20 protein-coding genes and 1 tRNA gene are annotated in these 20,515 nt (G+C 66.3%); 14 read left to right on the top strand and 7 right to left on the bottom strand.

The annotated features are described in order from the left end of the window. The first annotated feature begins 59 nt into the window (after positions 1–59). Together AC1Q5S_RS06425 and ispF are read left to right on the top strand one after the other, a co-directional pair. Positions 60–902: an IspD/TarI family cytidylyltransferase gene (locus AC1Q5S_RS06425; protein ID WP_303837227.1), complete on the top strand. Its 843-nt coding sequence runs from the start codon at positions 60–62 to the stop codon at positions 900–902. A 25-nt stretch (positions 903–927) separates the two neighbouring features. Continuing rightward, positions 928–1,407, top strand: coding sequence for a 2-C-methyl-D-erythritol 2,4-cyclodiphosphate synthase (gene ispF / locus AC1Q5S_RS06420; RefSeq protein ID WP_303837225.1), 480 nt, complete (start codon positions 928–930; stop codon positions 1,405–1,407). Between the two features lie 48 nt (positions 1,408–1,455). On the opposite strand, the gene AC1Q5S_RS06415 is transcribed toward ispF, so the two are convergent. Continuing rightward, entirely contained in the window at positions 1,456–2,985 is a 1,530-nt protein-coding gene (locus AC1Q5S_RS06415) for an ATP-binding protein (RefSeq protein ID WP_303837223.1), read from the bottom strand. A gap of 7 nt (positions 2,986–2,992) precedes the next feature. Then, complete coding sequence (gene ompR, locus AC1Q5S_RS06410) at positions 2,993–3,724, bottom strand: osmolarity response regulator transcription factor OmpR (RefSeq protein WP_026435637.1); 732 nt, start codon at positions 3,722–3,724, stop codon at positions 2,993–2,995. 216 nt (positions 3,725–3,940) lie between these two features. Here ompR and AC1Q5S_RS06405 point away from each other — a divergent pair, with 216 nt between their 5' ends. Next, positions 3,941–4,654 carry an SIMPL domain-containing protein gene (locus AC1Q5S_RS06405; protein WP_303837221.1) on the top strand — a complete coding sequence of 238 codons (714 nt, stop codon included), beginning with the start codon at positions 3,941–3,943 and terminating at the stop codon, positions 4,652–4,654. 17 nt (positions 4,655–4,671) lie between these two features. Here AC1Q5S_RS06405 and AC1Q5S_RS06400 read toward each other — a convergent pair whose 3' ends face one another. Then, positions 4,672–5,076 (bottom strand): hypothetical protein, encoded by a 405-nt coding sequence (locus AC1Q5S_RS06400; RefSeq protein ID WP_422202630.1) that lies wholly within the window; start codon positions 5,074–5,076, stop codon positions 4,672–4,674. Between the two features lie 71 nt (positions 5,077–5,147). Between AC1Q5S_RS06400 and AC1Q5S_RS06395 the strand changes: the two genes are divergently transcribed. Then, positions 5,148–6,047 carry an AraC family transcriptional regulator gene (locus tag AC1Q5S_RS06395; RefSeq protein WP_492238548.1) on the top strand — a complete coding sequence of 300 codons (900 nt, stop codon included), beginning with the start codon at positions 5,148–5,150 and terminating at the stop codon, positions 6,045–6,047. Positions 6,048–6,170: 123 nt separating this feature from the next. Here AC1Q5S_RS06395 and AC1Q5S_RS06390 read toward each other — a convergent pair whose 3' ends face one another. Next, complete coding sequence (locus AC1Q5S_RS06390; RefSeq protein WP_492238547.1) at positions 6,171–6,953, bottom strand: 3-hydroxybutyrate dehydrogenase; 783 nt, start codon at positions 6,951–6,953, stop codon at positions 6,171–6,173. Positions 6,954–7,022: 69 nt separating this feature from the next. Between AC1Q5S_RS06390 and AC1Q5S_RS06385 the strand changes: the two genes are divergently transcribed. The 5 genes from AC1Q5S_RS06385 (at position 7,023) to rimO (ending at position 12,830) form a co-directional block, all read left to right on the top strand. Then, positions 7,023–8,045 (top strand): alpha/beta fold hydrolase, encoded by a 1,023-nt coding sequence (locus tag AC1Q5S_RS06385; RefSeq protein ID WP_303838167.1) that lies wholly within the window; start codon positions 7,023–7,025, stop codon positions 8,043–8,045. Further along, the gene (locus AC1Q5S_RS06380; RefSeq protein WP_303838169.1) at positions 8,042–10,255 is read left to right on the top strand and encodes a RelA/SpoT family protein; all 2,214 of its coding nucleotides are present in this window, start codon (positions 8,042–8,044) and stop codon (positions 10,253–10,255) included. The genes AC1Q5S_RS06385 and AC1Q5S_RS06380 overlap by 4 nt, the downstream gene beginning before the upstream one ends. A gap of 108 nt (positions 10,256–10,363) precedes the next feature. Beyond that, positions 10,364–10,440 (top strand) — tRNA-Val (locus AC1Q5S_RS06375). A 254-nt stretch (positions 10,441–10,694) separates the two neighbouring features. After that, positions 10,695–11,258: a polyhydroxyalkanoate synthesis repressor PhaR gene (phaR, locus tag AC1Q5S_RS06370; RefSeq protein ID WP_303838171.1), complete on the top strand. Its 564-nt coding sequence runs from the start codon at positions 10,695–10,697 to the stop codon at positions 11,256–11,258. 180 nt (positions 11,259–11,438) lie between these two features. Then, positions 11,439–12,830, top strand: a complete 1,392-nt coding sequence (gene rimO / locus AC1Q5S_RS06365; RefSeq protein WP_492238546.1) for a 30S ribosomal protein S12 methylthiotransferase RimO — start codon at positions 11,439–11,441, stop codon at positions 12,828–12,830. A 124-nt stretch (positions 12,831–12,954) separates the two neighbouring features. Here the strand turns inward: rimO and efp are convergent, their stop codons facing one another. The 3 genes from efp to AC1Q5S_RS06350 all read right to left on the bottom strand — a co-directional run bounded on the left by efp (position 12,955) and on the right by AC1Q5S_RS06350 (position 15,693). Continuing rightward, positions 12,955–13,509 (bottom strand): elongation factor P, encoded by a 555-nt coding sequence (gene efp / locus AC1Q5S_RS06360; protein WP_303838337.1) that lies wholly within the window; start codon positions 13,507–13,509, stop codon positions 12,955–12,957. A 148-nt stretch (positions 13,510–13,657) separates the two neighbouring features. Then, positions 13,658–14,791: an elongation factor P maturation arginine rhamnosyltransferase EarP gene (gene earP, locus AC1Q5S_RS06355; RefSeq protein ID WP_492238545.1), complete on the bottom strand. Its 1,134-nt coding sequence runs from the start codon at positions 14,789–14,791 to the stop codon at positions 13,658–13,660. After that, positions 14,788–15,693, bottom strand: coding sequence for a LysR family transcriptional regulator (locus AC1Q5S_RS06350; protein ID WP_422204648.1), 906 nt, complete (start codon positions 15,691–15,693; stop codon positions 14,788–14,790). The genes earP and AC1Q5S_RS06350 overlap by 4 nt, the downstream gene beginning before the upstream one ends. Before the next feature lie 138 nt (positions 15,694–15,831). Between AC1Q5S_RS06350 and AC1Q5S_RS06345 the strand changes: the two genes are divergently transcribed. The 5 genes from AC1Q5S_RS06345 to AC1Q5S_RS06325 form a co-directional block, all read left to right on the top strand. Then, positions 15,832–17,052, top strand: a complete 1,221-nt coding sequence (locus AC1Q5S_RS06345) for a CaiB/BaiF CoA transferase family protein (RefSeq protein ID WP_492238544.1) — start codon at positions 15,832–15,834, stop codon at positions 17,050–17,052. After that, positions 17,049–18,035, top strand: a complete 987-nt coding sequence (locus tag AC1Q5S_RS06340) for a hydroxymethylglutaryl-CoA lyase (protein WP_492238543.1) — start codon at positions 17,049–17,051, stop codon at positions 18,033–18,035. The genes AC1Q5S_RS06345 and AC1Q5S_RS06340 overlap by 4 nt, the downstream gene beginning before the upstream one ends. 47 nt (positions 18,036–18,082) lie before the next feature. Beyond that, positions 18,083–19,066: a Bug family tripartite tricarboxylate transporter substrate binding protein gene (locus AC1Q5S_RS06335; protein ID WP_492238542.1), complete on the top strand. Its 984-nt coding sequence runs from the start codon at positions 18,083–18,085 to the stop codon at positions 19,064–19,066. Positions 19,067–19,139: 73 nt separating this feature from the next. Further along, the gene (locus AC1Q5S_RS06330) at positions 19,140–20,120 is read left to right on the top strand and encodes a Bug family tripartite tricarboxylate transporter substrate binding protein (RefSeq protein WP_303838306.1); all 981 of its coding nucleotides are present in this window, start codon (positions 19,140–19,142) and stop codon (positions 20,118–20,120) included. A gap of 152 nt (positions 20,121–20,272) precedes the next feature. Continuing rightward, the coding region (locus AC1Q5S_RS06325; protein WP_492238541.1) for a transposase family protein at positions 20,273–20,515 on the top strand (243 nt) is incomplete at its 3' end.

Genomic DNA, 20,515 nt, shown 5'->3' with positions numbered 1-20,515 from the left:
GGCGCGAAACGCGCACGGGCCGGATGGGGGGCAGCCGGAGATTTTAGAATGAGCAATCCATGACCGCTCCGTTGCTGCCACCTCCGCTCGCCCCCTCGTCTGCCCAAGGGCGCTTCTGGGCGCTGGTGCCTTGTGCGGGCATGGGCTTGCGTGCCATACCCTCTGCCGCCACGCCGGTCGTGGCTCCGGCTGCGCCACCCTTGCCCAAGCAATACCATCTGGTGGCGGGGCACCCCATGGTCACGCACACCCTGGCGGCCTTTGCAGGGGTGAGCCGCCTGCTGGGCACGCTGGTGGCGGTGGCGCCGGGGGACCATTTTCTGGATGCCTACGCCCACCCTGCGTTTTTTACCGTGGAATGCGGCGGGCCCACGCGTGCGGATACCGTGCTGGGCGGCCTGCGGGCCCTGACGGAGCGCGGGGCACAGGCCAACGACTGGGTGCTGGTGCATGACGCCGCGCGCTGCCTGGTCACCTCGCAGCAGATTGACGCCCTGATCGACACCTGCCAGCACGACGGCGTGGGTGGCCTGCTCGCGCACAAGCTGGCCGACACGCTCAAAACATCGATTGACGGCCCCGGTGGCGTGCGCGTGGCCTCTACGGTGGACCGCAGCGACAAATGGCTGGCCCAGACGCCTCAGATGTTCCGCATGGGTCCGTTGAGAGCGGCCATCGAGCATGCGGGCTCGGGCGCCACCGACGAAGCCAGTGCCATGGAGGCGATGGGCCTGCACCCGCGGCTGGTGCCGGGCGGCGCGCAGAATTTCAAGGTGACCTACCCGGACGACTTCGCCCTGGCGGCCGCCGTGCTGGCGCAACGGGCGCATGGCGCCACGCTGGATCGGTTGGGTGGCGCATGCGGGCAGGCGGCGGCCTGTGGCAAAAAGACCATTTTTTGAGCCCCTTGCGGGCGAAGGTGACGCAATGAATTTCAGGATAGGCGAAGGCTGGGATGTGCATGCGCTGGTGCCCGGGCGCCGGCTGGTGATTGGCGGGGTGGAGATCGCCCATTCGATGGGCCTGCTGGGCCATTCGGATGCGGATGTGCTGTTGCATGCCATCACCGATGCCCTGCTGGGGGCCGCCGCGCTGGGCGATATCGGCAGCCATTTCCCGGACACCGACGCGGCATTTCGGGGTGCGGATTCGGGCGTGCTGCTGGCGGAAGCGGCGCGGCGGGTGCGCGCAGCGGGTTACGACATCGGCAATATCGACAGCACGGTGGTGGCGCAGGCGCCGCGCCTGGCCGCCCATATTCCGGCCATGCGCGCATGCATTGCGGCTGCGGTGGGCGTGGGCGAGGGGCAGGTGAACGTCAAGGCCAAAACCGCTGAACGCCTGGGGCCGGTGGGCCAGGGACTGGCCATGGAGGCCCGGGCCGTGGCGCTGCTGTTCCGGGCCTGACCCACGCGGGCGCGGCCAGCGCGGCCTGGCCCGCCACCCGGCATGCAATCAACCCATATGGTCTTCGGCGCGGCGGCGCGGAAGTTGCCGCTTGACGGAAGGGCGCTGCAGACGCTGCTTGGGGTCTTCGCCATCGGGCATGCTGGTGGCCCGCTGCAGCTGGATATGGGCCACCAGGCCGCCGGAGCTGGAGTTGGCCAGCGCAAAGATGCCACCCATGCGTTGCACGGTCTTGTCCACGATCGACAGGCCCAGCCCGGCACCTGCGGCAGCGGTGCGTGCTGAATCACCGCGAAAGAAGGGCTTGGTCAGATGGGACAGCTGCTCGGGCGGCACGCCGGTGCCGTGGTCGCGCACCTTGATCAGCACCCAGTTTTCGCGGCCCTTGGCGGCGATGTCCACATGGGTCACGGCCGTGTCCACCGTCTTGCCATAGCGGCGTGCGTTTTCCAGCAGGTTGGAGATCACGCGCGCCAGCTCCACTTCGTCGGCCAGCACGTTCAGGTCCTCGGGAACCGCCATGGTGATCTGCAGCTCGCGGTGGTCTTGCACCGCATAGACGCAGGACGACACCACACCGTGCAGGTTGACCGGGGCGAGGGTGGCATGGTCCGGACGGGCGTAGTCCAGAAACTTGTCGATGGTGGCGTCGAGCTGCACGATGTCCGCCACCATGTGTTCGCGGGCGATTTCGTCGGTCACGCTCATCTCGGTTTCGAGCCGCAGGCGCGCCAGGGGCGTACGCAGGTCGTGCGAAATGCCGGCCAGCATGACGGCACGGTCCTGCTCCAGCTTGGCGAGCTTTTGCGCCATGCGGTTGAAGCCGATGTTCACCTCGCGGATTTCGCTGGTCACGGCTTCTTCATCGAGGTGGCTGGCAGCAAAGTCGCCGTCGCGCACGCGGTTGGCGGCATACGACAGCTGCTTGAGCGGCTGGTTGATCAGCCGCGCAATGGCGGCGGCGCCGGCCAGCGACAGGGCACCTGCCGTGACCAGCCAGATCAACCAGGTGCGGCCACCGGCCGGGCTGAAGCGCGAACGGTCCATCAGCAGCCAGTTGGGGTCGCCATTGATGTTGAAACCCACCCACAGACCGTTTTCACCGTTCACGTTCTGGGCCACGATGGTGTCCGGGCCCAGGCGCTGGGTGAGCTCGTCGGTGAGACGGCTGCCCAGCGCGGTGCTGTCGAGCAGAGTGAACTTGTCGCCCGGCTCGCGCGGCAGGATGCGCACCCCTTCCTGGTCGGCCATGGTCTTGATGAGCGACACGCGCGCGATCGCATCGGCGTGCACCAGGGCGGCTCGGCTGAGGTTGACCAGCGAGGCAATCTGCTGGGCCGTGTGCAGCGTGCGTGGCTCGAATTCGAGGGCGCGCAGCGTCTGCAGCCAGGCCAGGATGCTTCCTACCAGCAACAGCGCCAGCAGAAAGAAGGTGCGCCAGAACAGATTCAACCCCACGCGCGCGCGCTGCTCGCGCGCGCGGCGCAAGGATTCCAGGGGGGCTGGGCTGGTGGCGTCGGACGGTGGGGTCACCGTTTGCCCAAGCGTGGGGTTCGCCCGGCCTTCAGAGTGGCGCATGAAGGGGTCAGCTCGTTCCGTCCGGTACGAAAACATAGCCTACGCCCCAAACGGTCTGGATATAGCGCGGTGCGGCAGCATCGACCTCCACCAGCTTGCGCAGGCGCGAGACCTGCACGTCCAGGCTGCGGTCGAAGGGCTCGAACTCGCGGCCGCGTGCCAGCAGCGCCAGCTTTTCGCGCGACAGGGGCTGGCGCGGGTGGCGCACCAGGGCCTTGAGCATGGCGAACTCACCCGTGGTCAGCGGCAGCTCTTCGCCATTGCGCTGCAGCGCGCGGGTGCCCAGATCGAAGGTGAAGGGGCCGAAGGTGACCACCTCGTTGTCGCCCGACGGGGCGCCAGGTGCCTCCTGGGCGGGGCGGCGGCGCAGCACGGCGTGCACGCGCGCCAGCAGCTCGCGGGGGTTGAAGGGCTTGCCCAGGTAGTCGTCGGCGCCCACTTCCAGGCCGACGATGCGGTCCACGTCCTCGCCCTTGGCGGTGAGCATGATGATGGGCGTGCGGTCGTTGGCGGCACGCAGGCGGCGGCAAATGGACAGTCCGTCTTCGCCGGGCATCATCAGGTCGAGCACGATGAGGTCGACGGTTTCGCGCAGCAGCAGGCGGTTCAGCGCCTTGCCGTCTTCGGCGACCATGACTTCAAAGCCCTCCTGGGTCAGGTAGCGGCGCAGCAGATCGCGGATGCGGGCATCGTCGTCCACCACCAGAATCTTGTCGGTGCGGTTGGTTGTTGTAGCCATGGTGAGTACGGGTCCAATTTGTAACAGAGCCAATTCTGACCAGCTTCAGCCCCGAAGTTCGGTATTCTGCCTGTTTTTTGACCAACTGTTACAAGTTTTGCCCTGGCACGCAGGCCGCTCACGCGGGCTTCACCAAGGGAGCCTTCACAGCGGTTACTGTGGGGGCGTGTGCGGTCCGGTGTGGCGCTGTACGTAGATCGAAAGAAAGGTCCTGGTATGAAGAATGCTATTCGTTTGATAGCTGCTAGCGCTTTGATGGTGAGCGCTGGAGCTGTTTTTTCTCAGAATTCGCAGACAACCGAGCCGCGCAACGTGGTGCAGCTGTCGGCGTCTGGCACGGTGGAGGTGCAGCAGGATCTGCTGGTGCTCACCCTCTCGGCCAGCAAGGACGGCCCGGATGCCGCTGGCGTGCAGGACCAGCTCAAGCAGGCGCTCGATGCGGCACTGGCCGAAGCCAAGCGCAATGCGCAGACGGGGCAGCTGGACGTGCGCACCGGCCCTTATGGCCTGTACCCGCGCTACGCCAAGGACGGCAAGATCAATGGCTGGCAGGGCCGGGCCGAGCTGGTGCTGGAGGGGCGCGACTTTGCGCGCATCACCGCCACGGCGGGCAAGATTCCGTCGATGCCCATCAGCCAGGTCGCTTTTGCGCTCTCGCGCGAGGCCCGTGCCAAGGTCGAAACCGAGGCGCAGACCCAGGCCATCGAGCAGTTCAGGGCCCGTGCGACTGAACTGGCCAAGGGTTTCGGCTTTGCCGGCTACAGCCTGCGCGAGGTGGCGGTGCACAGCAATGAGATGTCGCCCGGACCCCGCCCACGCATGGTGGCGATGGAGGCCAAGGCCGCGCCGTTGTCGGATGCGGCGGTACCCGTGGAGGCGGGCAAGGCGCAGGTGGTGGTGACTGTCTCTGGCTCCGTGCAGATGCGCTGAGCGCCAACATGTGCCTGTCACCGCCGGGGTGCCTGGCCGTGCTGCCGGCTTGTTTTCGGCGCGCCGCCAGTCACCATGGCCAGTGGTGTTGACCAGATGGTCGAAGCCGGCGCGCGTTGCCGGGTTTGCTGCGGCACAGCGCGCAGGTGTTCGGTAAAGGCACCGAAGGTGGTGATGTTGCCATTGTCGAACCGCAGTGCCACGGCCCGGCGGCGCAGGGCTGCAGTGTCGGCCACCGCGGCCTGGCGGCGGGAGGTGAGGAATACGTCACCGCCGCCCCTGGCGATGCGCAACGCGGTGTTGCGGCCCGGGCCCCGGCTGCCGCCGGTGGCCAGGGTGATGGGGGGTGTGTGCAGGGGGCATGGCGAACTTCGGTGGGTGGTGTCCTCCAGGGTCCGATCATGGCTTGAGTGGGTTGCCAAAACTCTTTCATTTTTTGCCTGATTCTCCAAAATCAGTGCCAGGCGACCTGCAAACCGGTACGCTCGGCGGTATGACAAGCCCCTTGTTCCAGGCCGTAAGCCGCTATGCCGAAGCCCATGCCCCTGCCCACCAGGGCGGTGTGGTGCAGACCCCCATCCCCGGACTGAGCACGGTGCGCGCTACCGAGCCCAGTGGGCTGCTGTACGCGATTGCCCGCCCCCGCATCTGCCTGGTGCTGCAGGGCTGCAAGCAGGTGGCCATGGGGCCGCAGACCTTCGGGTCCGCGGCGGGCGAGTCCTTGCTGATCACGGCCGATGTGCCCACGGTGAGCCAGATCACACGCGCCAGTGCGGTGGCTCCGTATCTCTCGATGGCGTTGGAGTTGAGCCTGCCGGTGATTGCCGACCTGTCGGCCCAGATGGGGGCGGTGCCCGGGGATGACCACGCTCCCGTGCGTGTGGACCCGATCGATGCCGAGGTGGCCGATGTGGCCCTGCGCCTCATGCGCCTGCTGGAGCGGCCCCAGGCTGTGCCGCTGCTGCACGCCTCGCTGGTGCGCGAGCTGCATTACTGGTTGCTGGCCGGGCGGCATGGTGCTGCCATCCGCCGCCTGGGCTGGCCCGGCAGCCATGCCCATCGGGTGGCGCGTGCGGTGGCGGTGCTGCGTACCGACTTTGCGCAGCCCCTGCCGGTGGAGAGCCTGGCTGCGCTGGCAGGCATGAGCCCGTCGTCTTTTCATCAGCATTTCAGGGCGGTCACATCGCTTTCGCCGCTGCAGTTCCAGAAGCAGCTGCGTCTGATCGAGGCGCGGCGGTTGATGCTGTCCGAGGGGGCCAGCGCCAGCCGCGCGGCTTTTGCCGTGGGCTATGAGAGCGTTTCCCAGTTCACGCGCGAGTACGGCCGGCTGTTCGGCCTGCCGCCGGTGCGCGACACGCAGGCCGCCAAGGGCCGGGCGCGTGCGGCAGCATGAGTGACGGGATTTGCCTTGCGCAACCTTTGAAATCCGGCAGAACTGCAGCCAGGCGGGGCGCTGCGCCCCATGGCCATGGCTTAGCGCCTGTTGACGATCCCCTGCGAGATCGTAAGCAGGCTCTTACTGTGCCGCCCAGCCGCCGTCCATGTTCCAGGCCACGCCGCGCACGTTGTTGGCGGCGGGGGAGCAGAAGAAAACGGCCAGCTCGCCCAGCTCCTCGGGTGTGGTGAACTGCATGGACGGCTCTTTTTCACCCAGCAGCAGCCGCTTGGCTTCTTCGTTCGAGATGCCGCGTTCTGCGGCCTTGGCGTCCACCTGCTTTTGCACCAGCGGCGTCAGCACCCAGCCGGGGCAGATGGCGTTGCAGGTGATGCCGGAAGCGGCATTTTCGAGCGCCGTCACCTTGGTCAGGCCCACGATGCCATGCTTGGCCGCCACATAGGCCGACTTTTGCGCCGAGCCCACCAGCCCGTGCACCGATGCCACGTTGATGATGCGGCCCCAGTTGGCCGCCTGCATGGCGGGCAGGGCCAGGCGGGAGGTATGAAAGGCGCTGGTCAGGTTGATGGCGATGATGGCGTCCCAGCGCTCCACCGGAAAATCCTGGATGCTTGCCACATGCTGGATGCCGGCGTTGTTCACGAGGATGTCCACGCGCCCGAACTGCGCGGCGCTGTACTTCATCATGTCTTCGATATCGGCTGCGCGGCCCATGTCGGCGCCGTGGTAGGCCACCTGGGCACCTACCGCCTGGCCGGCCGCCAGCACCTCGGCACGCGGGCCGTCCACGTCGCCAAAACCATTGAGCACAATGTTGGCGCCCTGGCGGGCCAGGGCTTTGGCGATGCCCAGGCCGATGCCACTGGTGGAGCCGGTAACGAGTGCGGTTTTGCCTTTGAGCATGGGAGCCTCTCCGAATGAATTACGATGCAATGCAGCAATTATCGAACGCTGTCGCCAGTACCCGCACCCATGATTGAACCTACGCTGAACTACGTACTGTGCCCTGGCGCTGCCTCCGAGGCGGGCCCCCATGGGCGTGCGCCGGCCAGCCCGCAAGCGCAGCATCGCATGGCGTACTGGGAGTGGAACAGCACCGGAAACCCGGCCCATCCGCATGTGGTGGTGTGCGTGCACGGCCTCACGCGCCAGGGGCGTGATTTCGACACCCTGGCGCGCACGCTGAGCCGCCATGCACGGGTCATTTGCCCGGACGTGGTCGGCCGTGGCCAGAGCGACTGGCTGGAAGACCCCGCCGGTTACCAGATTCCCCAGTACGCCGCCGACATGCTGGTCTTGCTGGGCCACCTGCAGCGGCAGGCCCCGGTGCAGGTGCTGGACTGGGTGGGCACCAGCATGGGCGGCCTGATCGGCATGGCCCTGTGTGGCCAGCCGGGGCTGGGCGTGGCCGATGAGTCCATCTCTGCCGACCGACCCGCCACCGGTGTGGGGAGCCTGTGGCCGCTGGCCGTGCCGGTGCGCCGGCTGGTGCTCAATGATGTCGGCCCCGCAATCGAATGGGATGCCTTGCAGCGCATCGGCCAGTATCTGGGGGCTCCCGTCCGCTTTGATTCGCTGCAGCAGGCGGCCGATGCCATGTGGGCGATTTCGTCGAGTTTTGGCCCGCACACCGCTGCGCAGTGGCTGGAGCTGTCGCGGCCCATGGTGCGGGCCTTGCCGGCCGGCGGCCTGGCGCTGCACTACGACCCCGCCATCGCGCAGTCTTTTGGGGCCATGACGCCCGAGGTCTCTGCCGCCGGAGCACGGCAGCTGTGGCAGCTGTATGACCGCATCCAGGCGCGCACGTTGCTGCTGCGCGGCGCGCAGTCCGATCTGCTGGCGCCAGAAACCGCCCAGGCCATGGCGCGGCGCGGACCGAAGGCGAAGCTGGTGGAGTTCGAGGGCGTGGGGCACGCCCCCACCTTGATGGCGCAAGACCAGGTGACGGCAGTCACCGACTTTCTCCTGGCACCGGAAGAGGCGGTGGTCGCATGAAAACGCACCCTCCTGCCGCCGCTGTGCCGGCCTCCACCGCCGACACCTTGCCGCAGCTCATTGCCGCAACGGCCCATACATTGCCCGAGCAGGTCAATGCCCTGGCGCGGGCGCGCGCCTTTGCCGAGCCCCTCATGGCGGGCGAGACGCTCGATTCCGGTGAAAACACCCTGGCCCATGCGGACGCCGTGGCCGCCATCCTCAAGGTCATTGGCGGATCAGAGGCCATGCAGGCAGCCAGCTACCTGGTGTATGCCTGCGGACACCTGAACAAGCCCCAGGAGGTGATCGCCAAGGCCTTTGGCGACAACTTTGCGGCCCTGGCGGTGGAAACCACCAAGCTCATGCGCGTGCAGCGCCAGGCGCGAGGGGCCCAGCAACTGGACGACCCGGCGGTGCAGACCGAGAACGTGCGCAAGATGCTGCTGGCGTTCTCGCGCGACCTGCGCGTGGTCATGCTGCGCCTGGCGTCCCGACTGCAGACACTGCGGTTCCATGCCGCCAGCAAGCGCCCCGTGTCGCCCAGCCTGGCGCGCGAATCGCTGCAGGTGTTTGCACCGCTGGCCAACCGGCTGGGCATCTGGCAGGTGAAATGGGAGCTCGAAGATCTGTCGTTCCGGTTCCTGGAGCCCGATACCTACAAGGAGGTAGCCCGCCTGCTGGACGAAAAGCGCGGGGAGCGTGAGGTCTACATGGAGCAGTTGCGCACGCGGCTGGAGTCTGACCTGCGCGCGCGCAGCATCAGTGCCAGCGTGCAGGGGCGGCCCAAGCACATCTACAGCATCGTCAAGAAGATGCGCGGCAAGTCGCTCAATTTCGACCAGGTGCTGGACATCCGGGCGCTGCGCGTGGTGGTGCCATCGGTGAAGGACTGCTATGCCGCCCTGAGCTGGGTGCACGAACAGTTCACGCCCATCGTGGAAGAGTTCGACGACTACATCGCGCGCCCCAAGCCCAATGGCTACCAGTCGCTGCACACCATTGTGCGCGACGCTGCCGGCAAACCGATCGAGATCCAGATCCGCACCCAGGCCATGCACGACCATGCCGAGCACGGCGTGGCGGCGCACTGGGCCTACAAGGAGGCGGGCAGCAAGGGCTATGCGGGTGTGTCGGCCAGCGGCGAATACGACGCCAAGATCGCGGTGCTGCGCCAGTTGCTGGCCTGGGAGCGCGACCTTGTCGGAACGGTGCAAAACCGGGGTCTGTTTGACGACCGCATCTATGTGCTGACCCCCGAAGCCGCCGTGGTGGAGTTGCCCCAGGGCGCCACACCCGTGGACTTTGCCTATGCCGTGCACACGAGCCTCGGCCATCGGTGCCGCGGCGCCAAGGTGGATGGCGCCATGGTGCCGCTCAACACGCCGCTGCAGAACGGCCAGACCGTGGAAATCACCACCGTCAAGGAAGGCCGCCCCTCGCGCGACTGGCTCAATGCCGAGTTGGGCTACCTCACCAGCAACCGGGCCAGGGCCAAGGTGCGAGCCTGGTTCAATGCCCAGGCCACCCACGAAACGGTGGCCCGGGGGCGCGAGGCGGTTGAAAAGCTGCTGCAGCGCGAAGGCAAGACGGCCATGAAACTGGACGACCTGGCGGTACAGCTGGGGTTCAAGTCGGCCGACGCGCTGTTCGAGGTGGTGGGCAAGGACGAGTTTTCACTGCGCAGCATCGAAACCCTTTTGCGCCCGCCAGAGCCGGTACTGCAACCCGACGATTACCTGCTGCTGAAAAAGACCCGCACCAACGATTCCGCCCCCAAGGGCGGCGTGCTGGTGGTGGGGATCGACTCCCTCATGACCCAGCTGGCCAAGTGCTGCAAACCTGCGCCACCCGACGATATCCGCGGTTTTGTCACCCGGGGCAAGGGCGTGAGCGTGCACCGGGCAGACTGCAGCAATTTCCGGGAGATGGCGGCGCGCAGCAGCGAACGGGTGATCGAGGTCGCATGGGGTGCACCCAAATCCGCGGTGGGTGCTGCGGTGTATCCCGTGGACGTGGCGGTGGAAGCGACCGATCGCCAGGGTCTGCTGCGCGATATCTCTGAAGTGTTTGCCCGGGAAAAGACCAACGTCATCGGCGTGCAGACCCAGTCGGTCAAGGGCACGGCCTGGATGACCTTCACCGTCGAGGTCGCCGATTCCGGGCGGCTGAACAAGGTGCTGGGCATTGTGGCCGGCGTTGCCGGGGTGCGCGCTGCACGGCGGCGCTGAGTTGCGTGCCGGTATCCGCGAATGCCGGTGCTGCTCTGCCCATGATTTGTTGAAGGGCCAGCCAGACAGGCTGATTTTTATGGCTATAATCGATGTCTAAACAACGACAGGCGCGTAGCTCAGCTGGTTAGAGCACCACCTTGACATGGTGGGGGTCGTTGGTTCGAGTCCAATCGCGCCTACCAACTCACCATTGGTACAAAGCCTTCCAGATCAACGGTCTGGAAGGCTTTTTTATTGGTGTCGCTGTGGGCGGAGGTGGTTGGGGGACGCAGCGTTGCCGTCTGGCCCGCTGCACCCATCCAAGGGGTAGCGCATTCTCCACGCGCAATGGACACCATGGGGCAAGGCCGGTCGGCCTGAGCCGTGCCGGGCCATCAGGGTAATCCTTCGCCGGCACAGTGCGCCTCACTCTCTAGAATCTGTTGCACTGCAATAAATGGGCCGCAGGCCCGAGGAGTCCGTAGTGCCCGACAAGAAAAGCGCCCCCGCCGCCAAGATAGCGCAGCGCGTGGTCAAGAAATACCCGAATCGCCGTCTGTACGACACGGATACCTCCACCTACATCACCCTGGCCGAAGTGCGCCAGCTTGTCATGGAACACCAGAATGTGGTGGTGCGCGATGCCAAGACGGGCGAAGACCTCACGCGCAGCATCCTGTTGCAGATCATTCTGGAGGAAGAAGCGGGTGGCGCGCCCATGTTCACCGAAGCGGTGCTGGCCAACATCATCCGCTTCTACGGCCACGCGATGCAGAGCTTCATGGGCGCCTATCTGGAGAAGAACGTGCAGGCCTTCACCGAGGTGCAGGCCAAGCTGGCCGAGCAGTCCCAAAGCGTGACGCCAGAGATGTGGGCGCAGTTCATGAACCTGCAGTCGCCCATGCTCAAGGGCATGATGGGCAACTATGTCGAGCAATCGCAGTCCATGCTGACCCAGATGCAGGAGCAGATGCAAAAGCAGACCGAGCAAATGCTCGGCGCCTTTGGAATCAAGCGATGACCCCCTGAGTCGCCTGCGGCGCCTTCCCCCAAGGGGGACGCCGCCAGCGCGGCGGGGCGGCCCTTGCGCGGCGGCCGCTGGCTTGGGTGGCGCCCGTTTCGCAGGTTGCGGGGCTTGGCAGGCGTTCGAGGATTTGGTCATATTCCCTGCCCAACGCCAGAACTGGGACAATACAGGGATATGAGCGAAGCACTCTCCCCCCCAAAAATCCCCAAGGTCGGATTCGTCAGCCTCGGCTGCCCCAAGGCGCTGACCGATTCCGAGCTGATCCTGACGCAGCTGAGCGCCGAGGGTTACGAAACCTCCAAAACCTTCGACGGTGCCGATCTCGTCATCGTCAACACCTGTGGTTTCATTGACGATGCCGTCAAGGAAAGCCTGGACACCATCGGCGAGGCATTGGCCGAGAACGGCAAGGTCATCGTCACCGGCTGCCTGGGTGCGCGCGCAGGCGAGGGCGGCGGCAACATGGTGCGCGAGATGCACCCCAGCGTGCTCGCCGTGACAGGCCCGCACGCCACGCAGGAGGTGATGGATGCCGTGCACCTGAACCTGCCCAAGCCGCACGATCCATTTCTGGACCTGGTGCCGGGCAGTTTCGGTGTGGCGGGCATCAAGCTCACGCCCAGGCACTATGCGTATCTGAAGATCAGCGAGGGCTGCAACCACCGCTGCACCTTCTGCATCATCCCGTCGATGCGCGGCGACCTGGTGTCGCGTCCGGTGGGGGATGTGCTCAGCGAGGCCAAGGCCCTGTTCGAAGGTGGCGTGAAGGAGTTGCTGGTAATCAGCCAGGACACGTCGGCCTATGGTGTGGACGTGAAATACCGCACCGGTTTCTGGGACGGCAAACCCGTCAAGACGCGCATGCTGGAGCTGGTGCAGACGCTGGGCGAGATCGCCGAGCCGTATGGTGCCTGGGTGCGTTTGCACTATGTGTACCCCTACCCCAGCGTGGACGAGATCCTCCCGCTCATGGCCACGGGCAAGGTGCTGCCGTACCTGGATGTGCCGTTCCAGCACAGCCACCCCGACGTGCTCAAGCGCATGAAGCGCCCGGCCAGCGGCGAGCGCAACCTCGAGCGCATCCAGCGCTGGCGCGAGGCCTGCCCCGAGCTGGTCATCCGCAGCACCTTCATTGCGGGCTTTCCGGGCGAGACGGAAGAAGAGTTCCAGCACCTGCTCGATTTTGTGCGCGAGGCGCAGATCGACCGCGCGGGCTGCTTTGCCTACAGCGACGTGAATGGCGCTGCCGCCAACGAGCTGCCCGGCATGCTGCCTCTGGAAGTGCGCGAAGAGCGCCGTGCCCGCTTCATGGCGGTGGCCGAAGAGGTGTCGATTGCCAAGCTGCAGCGCCGCGTGGGCGCCACCATGCAGGTGCTGGTGGACCATGCCCCCGCTTTGGGCAAGAAGGGCGGCCGGGGCCGCAGCTATGCCGATGCCCCCGAGATTGATGGCGTGGTGCATCTGCTGCCACCGGAGAAGATCAGCAAGCAACTCAAGGTGGGTGAATTCACGCGTGCGCGCATCGTGGGCACGCAGGGGCATGACCTGGTGGCCGTGCCGGTGTGACCCTGCCGGTTGCTGCTATGGTTTGAATAGCTGCTGGCGATTTTCCTTCCAACGCTAAAGTCAAAAATGATCCATGAAAAAGGCTTCCCTCGGGAAGCCTTTTTGTTGAGCGGAGGCGCAAGCCTCAGACGCGCTTGCGGTATTCGCCGGTGCGGGTGTCGATTTCGATCTTGTCGCCTTGGCTGACGAACAGGGGCACGGGCACTTCGAAACCGGTGGCGATCTTGGCGGGCTTCAAAACCTTGCCGGAGGTGTCGCCCTTGACGGCGGGTTCCGTCCAGGTGATTTCGCGCTCGACGCTGGTGGGCAGTTCGACCGAGATGGCCTTGCCGTCGTAGAACACCACTTCCACGGCCATGCCGTCTTCCAGGTAGTTCAGCGAGTCACCCATGTTTTCGGCTTCCACTTCGTACTGGTTGTACTCGGTGTCCATGCAGACATACATGGGATCGGCGAAGTAGGAGTAGGTGCACTCCTTCTTGTCGAGGATGACGTTGTCGATCTTGTCGTCGGCCTTGAACACGACTTCGGTGCCGAAGTTGCCGATCAGGCTTTTGAGCTTCATGCGCACGGTGGCGGCGCCGCGGCCACCGCGGGCGTATTCGGTCTTGAGGACGACCATGGGGTCCTTGCCGTGCATGATGACGTTGCCGGCGCGGATTTCTTGAGCGATTTTCATAGCAGGTTGCTTGGGTTGGGGCCGCTCAACGCAGGGGCGGGTGACCTTCAGGGCCTGAAGGAGCGCCGTGCCCATGCATGTTCCGCGGCGGGAATGCGCTTGGGGCTTGCACGATGTGCCGCACCCGTTTTGCGCAAAGCCTTGAATTTTACCGTTTTTCGGCGACAAAGCCCAAAAGTTGTGCCACCAGATTGTCCTGCGTCAGAAGGCGTGCACGGGCGGCTGCAATGCAGGCGGTCCACTCCGACAGGGTGCCGTCGTCGGGCCATTGCAGCGGTGCGCTGTCCAGCCCGTTCCAGGTGGCGTGGAATTGCCGCAGCGATGCGGGGGCCTGCAGCCAGTCGAGAAAGGCCCACAGCTTGTCGTGGTGGGCGTTGTCATGCTGCGGGTAGATGTGCCACACCAGCGCCTGCCCGGCCCACAGCGCCCGCACCAGCGAGTCTTCGCCGCGCACGGCGTTGAAGTCACAGGCCCAGAGCATCTCGTCGAACGCCGCCTGCGGGCGGTGCGGAAGGTATGAAATAGATAGCTGCTCGCGATTGTCCGATAAGCGCTGGAGGGCGATCTCGCCCCTGCCTTCTGCCAAGACTGCCTGCACAGCCGCCGTGGGGCGGCCGGGGGTGACCAGCAGCTGCGTGGGCTGCGCCTGGCATTGCCGCAGCAGATCGGGCAGGGCGGCGGGCTCATAGCAGAACAGCGACACCCAGCGGTGCCCCGGCCCGATACCGCACCGGCCGAAGGCCGCTGCGTGCGCGGCGCGCCAGGCGCTGCGGTCGAACGCTTCGCGTCTGGCCATCAGATCGGGCTCGCGCAGCAGGCCACCGGTGGCGGGGGTGAAGCCCGGGTAGAAAAACCAGCGGGTCCAGCCGGCGGCGGGGCCCGTGAGCAGAGGGGAGGGCAGCCGGTGGTTGCGCTCCACGTACGCCTCTGCCGACAGGTATTCGAGATTGATCCAGACGGGTTTGTGGCCCCTGGAGATTTTCTGTTTTGCACTGTACGCTATGAATTCAGGAGCGATTTCGCAGCCGAACGCTTCCAGCATCACGTCGGGCGGGGCCTCGTGGGCGGCTGGCACGGGCGCATCCCAGGCGCGCACATCCACGCTCGGGCAGCCGTCGGGCGCCATCCATTGCAGGGCCGAGGCGTCGTCCACCCACAGGCGCACCTGCTGGCCTTGCCCGGCCAGTTGCGTGGCCAGGCGCCAGCACACGCCGATGTCGCCAAAGTTGTCGATCACGCGGCAGAAAACATCCCATTGCAGGGCGGCGATGGGAGCGGTCATGGCGTGGTGGCCGCTTGCGGCGGGGTGCGCAGGTGGTCCACCAGCAGCCGCGCGACGCTGGACAGGGCTTCTTCGGCGCGCACGCACAGCATCAGCCGCCGCTGCGCCCAGGGCTCGTTCAGCGTGATGGCCCGGATGGCCAGCGTGCCGCGGTAGAGCGAGGCGCTGCCGCGCGGCATCACGCCAATGCCCAGGCCGGCGGCCACCATCAGGCACAGCGCGTCGTAACTGGTGACCTGGATGCGCAGCCGCAGGGGCAGGTCCACCTCGGCGGCGGCGCGCATGAGCTGGTTGTTGACGGCGCTGCCCGGGTGCATGCCGACAAAGGCAAAGGGCAGGGCTTCGGCCAGGCGCACCGCCTTGCGCCGGGCCAGCAGGTGGCCCGTGGGCACGATCAGCACCAGTTCGTCGCTGCGGTAGGGCAGCAGCGTGAGGCGCTCGCCATAGTTGCCATGGTTGAGGATGCCCACATCGGCGGCGTTTTCGGCCACGGATTCGGCAATCGCCGTGCTGATCTGTTCCTGCAGGCGCACATCGACCTGCGGGTGCAGCGCCAGAAAGCTCTGCAGCTCGCCCGGCAGGAACTGCGTGATGGCCGAGATGTTGGCCACCACGCGCACATGGCCGCGCGTGCCACTGCCGTATTCGCGCATCTGGCTGGCAATGCCATCGAGGTCGTTGAGCACGCCGCGCGCCAGGTTCAGCAGGGCAAACGCTGCCGCCGTGGGCTCGGTGCCGCGGTTGCTGCGGGTGAACAGCGCCACCTGCAGCGCGGCCTCCAGGTCGGCCAGGCGGCGGCTCACCGCCGATGCCGCCAGATGTTCGCGCGCGGCGGCGGCGGCGATGGTGTTTTCTTCCATCACGGCAACGAACAGGCGCAGGGAGACGGGGTCGAGTTTCATGGGGTGCATGGATCGTACCTTGTCGCCATGCCGGTTTGCGATGGCAGCTTCGCGCATCAGCGTTTTACGGCTGGCGCGGGCCTGCGCATGATGCGGGCCAGACCCACACAGGCTACATGCCTGCGGAGATGACACTGCATGAATTCACCGCAATCACTTCAGGCCCTCACCCCTGCCGCCCTCGCTGGCGTGCGCGTGGTCGAAATGGGCCAGCTCATCGCCGGGCCGTTTTGCGGCAAGACGCTGGGCGAGTTTGGCGCCGATGTGATCAAGATCGAAGCCCCCGAGACGGGTGACCCGCTGCGCAACTGGCGCCTCATCAAGGAAGGCACTTCGGTCTGGTGGCAGGTGCAGTCGCGCAACAAGCGCTCGGTGGCGCTGGACCTGCGCCAGAAGGAGGGCCAGGATATTGCCCGCCAGCTGATTGCCGAGGCCGATGTGCTGATCGAGAACTTCCGCCCCGGCACGCTCGAAGGCTGGGGCATGTCGCCGCAAGAGCTGCAGGCGCTCAACCCCGATCTGGTGATGCTGCGCATCTCGGGCTATGGCCAGACCGGCCCCTACCGCGACCTGCCGGGCTTTGGCGTGATTGGCGAGGCCATGGGCGGGCTGCGCCACCTCACCGGCGAACCCGGCCGCGTGCCGGTGCGCGTGGGCGTGTCGATTGGCGACACGCTGGCGGCGCTGCATGGCACCATCGGCGTGCTCATGGCGCTGTACCACCGCAAGGTCAACGGCGGCCAGGGCCAGGTGATCGACGTGGCGCTGCACGAGGCCGTGTTCAACGTGATGGAAAGCCTGATCCCCGAATACAGCGCCTTTGGCGCCGTGCGCGAGGCCGCAGGCAGCGCGCTGCCGGGCATCGCACCGTCCAACGCCTACCCCTGCCAGGACGGCTGGGTGCTGGTGGCGGGCAATGGCGACAGCATCTTCAAGCGGCTGATGGACACCATTGGCCGCCCCGACCTGGCCGCCGCGCCAGACCTGACCGACAACGCGGGCCGGGTGGCCCGCGTGCAGGAGCTCGACGCCGCTATTCAAGCGTGGAGCGCGCAGCGCACCGTGCAGCAGGTGCTGGATGCCCTGGGCGCCGCCCGCGTGCCCGCCGGCAAGGTCTACACCGCCAAGGACATCGCCGAAGACCCGCATTACCGCGCCCGCGACATGCTGCTCTCGCAGACCACGCGCGATGGCTACACGGTGGAGGTGCCCGGCATCGTGCCCAAGCTCTCGGCCACGCCCGGCACGATCCGCAGCAGTGCGCCGCACCTGGGCGACGATACCGATGCCGTGCTGGCAGAGGCGGGTCTCACGGTCGAACAGATTGCGCTGCTGCGCAGCAAGGGAGTGATTCAATGAGCAACGAAGCGACTGCCACGGTCTGGAACGGCGCGGGCCGCCGCATCCATATCCAGGAAGTGGGCACGCGCGACGGCCTGCAGATGGAGCAGGCCTTTGTGCCCACCGAGGACAAGATCGCGCTGGTGAATGCGCTGTCGAGTGCGGGCCTGTCCAAGATCGAGGTCACCTCGTTCACCTCGCCCGCAGCCATCCCGGCACTGAAAGATGCCGAGATCGTCATGCGCGAGATCACGCGCCGCCCCGGCACCGTCTACACCGCGCTGGTGCCCAATATGCGCGGCGCCGAGCGCGCCATCGAGGCATGCACCGATGAGCTCAACCTCGTCATGTCGGTGAGTGCCACGCACAACCTGGCCAACCTGCGCATGACCCAGGCCCAGTCGTTTGCCGCGCTGGCCCAGGTGGTGGCCACGGCGCAAGGTGCGCAGGTGGCGGTGAATGTGTCACTGTCCTGCGTGTTCGGCTGCCCCATGGAGGGCGATGTGGCCCCGGCCGAGGTGCTGGGCTGGGTGCAGCGTTTTGCCGACCTGGGCGTGCGCGGCGTCACGCTGTGCGATACCACGGGCATGGCCTACCCGACCCAGGTACACCAGCTCACGGCCGCTGCCCGTGCGCGCTGGCCGGGTGTGGATTTCACACTGCATTTCCACAACACGCGCGGCATGGGTTTGGCCAATGTGCTGGCGGCCATCGACGCGGGCGCCGACCGGTTCGATGCCTCGCTGGGCGGCCTGGGCGGCTGCCCCTATGCGCCGGGTGCCAGCGGCAATGTGTGCAGCGAGGAGATCGTGCATGCGCTGCAGCTCATGGGCTATGACACGGGGGTGGATCTGGCGCAGCTCGTTGCCGCCGCGCAGCGCCTGCCCGCGCTCATCGGCCACGACATTCCCAGCCAGATTGCCAAGGCGGGGCCGCGCCTGGCGCTGCACCCGGTGCCTGCCGATTTCGAAACAATTCGCGAAAGAGCGCTTTCCCGCTGAATACTGGCGCGCACAGCATTCCCCCATAACACCAGGAGACAAAAGCCATGACCTTCCATCCCACCGCGTTGTCCCGCCGCCTCTTCACCGCCGCCGTGCTGTGCTCTGCCGCACTGGCGGCGGGCGCGCAGGACAAGTTCCCCTCCAAGCCCATCACCGTGGTGGTGCCCCAGGCCGCTGGCGGTGCCAACGATGCCATCGCCCGCGTGCTGGCGCAAAAACTCACCGAGCAGCTGGGTCAGAGCGTGATCGTGGACAACCGCCCCGGCGCGGGCGGCACGTTGGCAACTGCAGCCACGGCCCGCGCGCGCAACGATGGCTACACGCTGCTGCTCACGGCTGACAGCGCCCATGTGATTGGCCCCGCGCTGTACAAGCACCCGGGTTTCGATCCGGTCAGGGACTTCACGCCCGTGGCGCCCGTGGCCACGGCAGGCTATGTGCTGGTGGCACACCCATCCTTTCCCGCCAACACCGTGGCGGAAATGGTCGCGCTGGCCAAGGCCAGCCCTGGCAAGTATTCGATCGCTTCGGCGGGCAACGGTACGCTGAACCACCTGATCGGCGAGATGCTGCAAAAGGCTGCGGGCATCCAGCTGCAGCACATTCCCTACAAGGGTTCGGCGGCGGCCGCCACCGATGTGGTGGGCGGGCAGGTGCCCCTGTCGGTGCAAAGCCTGCCCTCGGCCATTGCCTTCATCAAGGCGGGCAAGCTCAAGGTGCTGGGCGTGGTCAACGAAAAGCGCGTGGCCGCCTTGCCCGACGCGCCCACCATTGGCGAAACCCTCAAGGGCTTTGGCCAGGCGCCCTGGTACGCGCTGTTTGCCCCGGCCGGCACGCCCGCGCCCATCGTGGCAATGTTGCAGGCCGAAGTGGCCCGTGCGCTGGAACACAAGGACGTGGTCGAGAAACTGGCCGCCGTGGGCTGCGAACCCTTCAAGGGCACGGCCGCACAGCTGGGCGCGCTGGTGCAGGTCGACCTGCCCAAGTGGAGCCGGGTTGTCAAGGACACCGGGGCCACGGTAGATTGAGCAGGTGGGCGGTGGCACCCGAGCCCTCGCCCCGCCGGACACTATGCAACCACAGTGAAAACGGAGACATCGCATGAAAACCCATCGCCAGCCATTCACCACCCTCGCCATCGCCGCGCTGACCCTGGGCCTGGGCAGCGCCGCCTGGGCGCAAGGCGCCTACCCCACCAAACCCGTGACCATGGTGGTGCCCACCGCCGCCGGCGGCACCACCGACCTGTCGGCGCGCATGGTGGCGCAGGCGCTCGGCCCGGTGCTGGGCCAGTCGGTGGTGGTGGACAACAAGGGCGGTGGCAACGGCAACATTGCGGCCAGCATCGTCAAGCGGGCCGAGGCCGATGGCTACACGTTGTTCATGCAGTATTCGGGCTACCACGTGATCTCGCCCCACCTGACCAAGGTGGCGCAGTGGGCGCAGAGCGACTTCCAGCCGGTTGCCAACGTGATTTCGGCGCCGCAGATCATCGTGGTGCGCAATGACCTGCCGGTGAAGTCCTTGCCAGAGCTGATGGCTTACGCCAAGGCCAACCCGGGCAAGCTCAACTACGCCTCTTCGGGCAATGGTTCGCTGCAGCATGTGACCGGTGCCATGCTGGAGCAGCAGGGCGGCATCAAGATGGTCCATGTGCCCTACAAAGGCACGGGCCCCGCGCTGCAGGATCTGCTGGGCGGCCAGGTGGACCTGACGTTTGGCACCGCGCCGCCCTTCATGCCCCATATCGCCGGCGGCAAGCTGCGCGTGCTGGCCGTGACCGGCAAGGAGCGCCTGCCCAGCCTGCCCGATGTGCCCACCACCGCCGAGGCGGGCTACCCCGGTGTGAACGCCACGTCGTGGTTTGCGCTGTTTGCGCCGGCTGGTGTGCCCAAGCCGGTGGTGGACAAGCTCACCGCCGACATCCGCACCGTGGTGCAGAGCGCTGCCTTCAAGCAAAAGGCGCAGGAGCAGGGCGCGACGGCCGACTACCAAAGCCCCGCGCAACTGGGCGAGAAGGCCAGGACCGATCTGGCCAACTGGGCCAGCGTGGTGAAAAGTGCCAAGATCGAGGCTGAGTAAAGGTGTGTTGGCGGCTTGTCCAGGAAAGATAAGCGCAAGCAGCTATTAAAAATATAGCGTTCTGCCGCAGGCTCCAGGGCAATCGCATCTAAAAAATAGAGTCAAATCCAACGACACTGCAGGGCTTGAGTAATCTGCCAAGCGCTGTTTAGATGAGCCTGCTGCAACACCTGCAAAGCATCCCGGACCCCCGCATAGAGCGCACGCGCCGCCACGAACTGCAAGCGATCCTTGCTGTGGCGCTGTGCGCCACCATCGCAGGAGCGGACAACTGGGTGGAGGTGGCCGAGTTCGGCGAACAGCACCAAGACTGGTTTACCCGCTTCGTGCCATTGCGCTGTGGAGTTGCCTCGCACGATACCTTTGCGCGGGTGTTTCGCCTGCTCGATGCCCGG

The sequence above is a fragment of the Acidovorax sp. GW835-FHT14B10 genome (genome assembly GCF_058793725.1).
This window is presented reverse-complemented; position numbering and strand designations above follow the sequence as displayed.

Coding starts and splice junctions, on each gene's coding strand:
- AC1Q5S_RS06425 (WP_303837227.1), top strand. CDS start 60: ATGACCGCTCCGTTGCTGCCACCTCCGCTCGCCCCCTCGTCTGCCCAA.
- ispF (WP_303837225.1), top strand. CDS start 928: ATGAATTTCAGGATAGGCGAAGGCTGGGATGTGCATGCGCTGGTGCCC.
- AC1Q5S_RS06415 (WP_303837223.1), bottom strand. CDS start 2,985: ATGCGCCACTCTGAAGGCCGGGCGAACCCCACGCTTGGGCAAACGGTG.
- ompR (WP_026435637.1), bottom strand. CDS start 3,724: ATGGCTACAACAACCAACCGCACCGACAAGATTCTGGTGGTGGACGAC.
- AC1Q5S_RS06405 (WP_303837221.1), top strand. CDS start 3,941: ATGAAGAATGCTATTCGTTTGATAGCTGCTAGCGCTTTGATGGTGAGC.
- AC1Q5S_RS06395 (WP_492238548.1), top strand. CDS start 5,148: ATGACAAGCCCCTTGTTCCAGGCCGTAAGCCGCTATGCCGAAGCCCAT.
- AC1Q5S_RS06390 (WP_492238547.1), bottom strand. CDS start 6,953: ATGCTCAAAGGCAAAACCGCACTCGTTACCGGCTCCACCAGTGGCATC.
- AC1Q5S_RS06385 (WP_303838167.1), top strand. CDS start 7,023: ATGATTGAACCTACGCTGAACTACGTACTGTGCCCTGGCGCTGCCTCC.
- AC1Q5S_RS06380 (WP_303838169.1), top strand. CDS start 8,042: ATGAAAACGCACCCTCCTGCCGCCGCTGTGCCGGCCTCCACCGCCGAC.
- phaR (WP_303838171.1), top strand. CDS start 10,695: ATGGGCCGCAGGCCCGAGGAGTCCGTAGTGCCCGACAAGAAAAGCGCC.
- rimO (WP_492238546.1), top strand. CDS start 11,439: ATGAGCGAAGCACTCTCCCCCCCAAAAATCCCCAAGGTCGGATTCGTC.
- efp (WP_303838337.1), bottom strand. CDS start 13,509: ATGAAAATCGCTCAAGAAATCCGCGCCGGCAACGTCATCATGCACGGC.
- earP (WP_492238545.1), bottom strand. CDS start 14,791: ATGACCGCTCCCATCGCCGCCCTGCAATGGGATGTTTTCTGCCGCGTG.
- AC1Q5S_RS06350 (WP_422204648.1), bottom strand. CDS start 15,693: ATGAAACTCGACCCCGTCTCCCTGCGCCTGTTCGTTGCCGTGATGGAA.
- AC1Q5S_RS06345 (WP_492238544.1), top strand. CDS start 15,832: ATGAATTCACCGCAATCACTTCAGGCCCTCACCCCTGCCGCCCTCGCT.
- AC1Q5S_RS06340 (WP_492238543.1), top strand. CDS start 17,049: ATGAGCAACGAAGCGACTGCCACGGTCTGGAACGGCGCGGGCCGCCGC.
- AC1Q5S_RS06335 (WP_492238542.1), top strand. CDS start 18,083: ATGACCTTCCATCCCACCGCGTTGTCCCGCCGCCTCTTCACCGCCGCC.
- AC1Q5S_RS06330 (WP_303838306.1), top strand. CDS start 19,140: ATGAAAACCCATCGCCAGCCATTCACCACCCTCGCCATCGCCGCGCTG.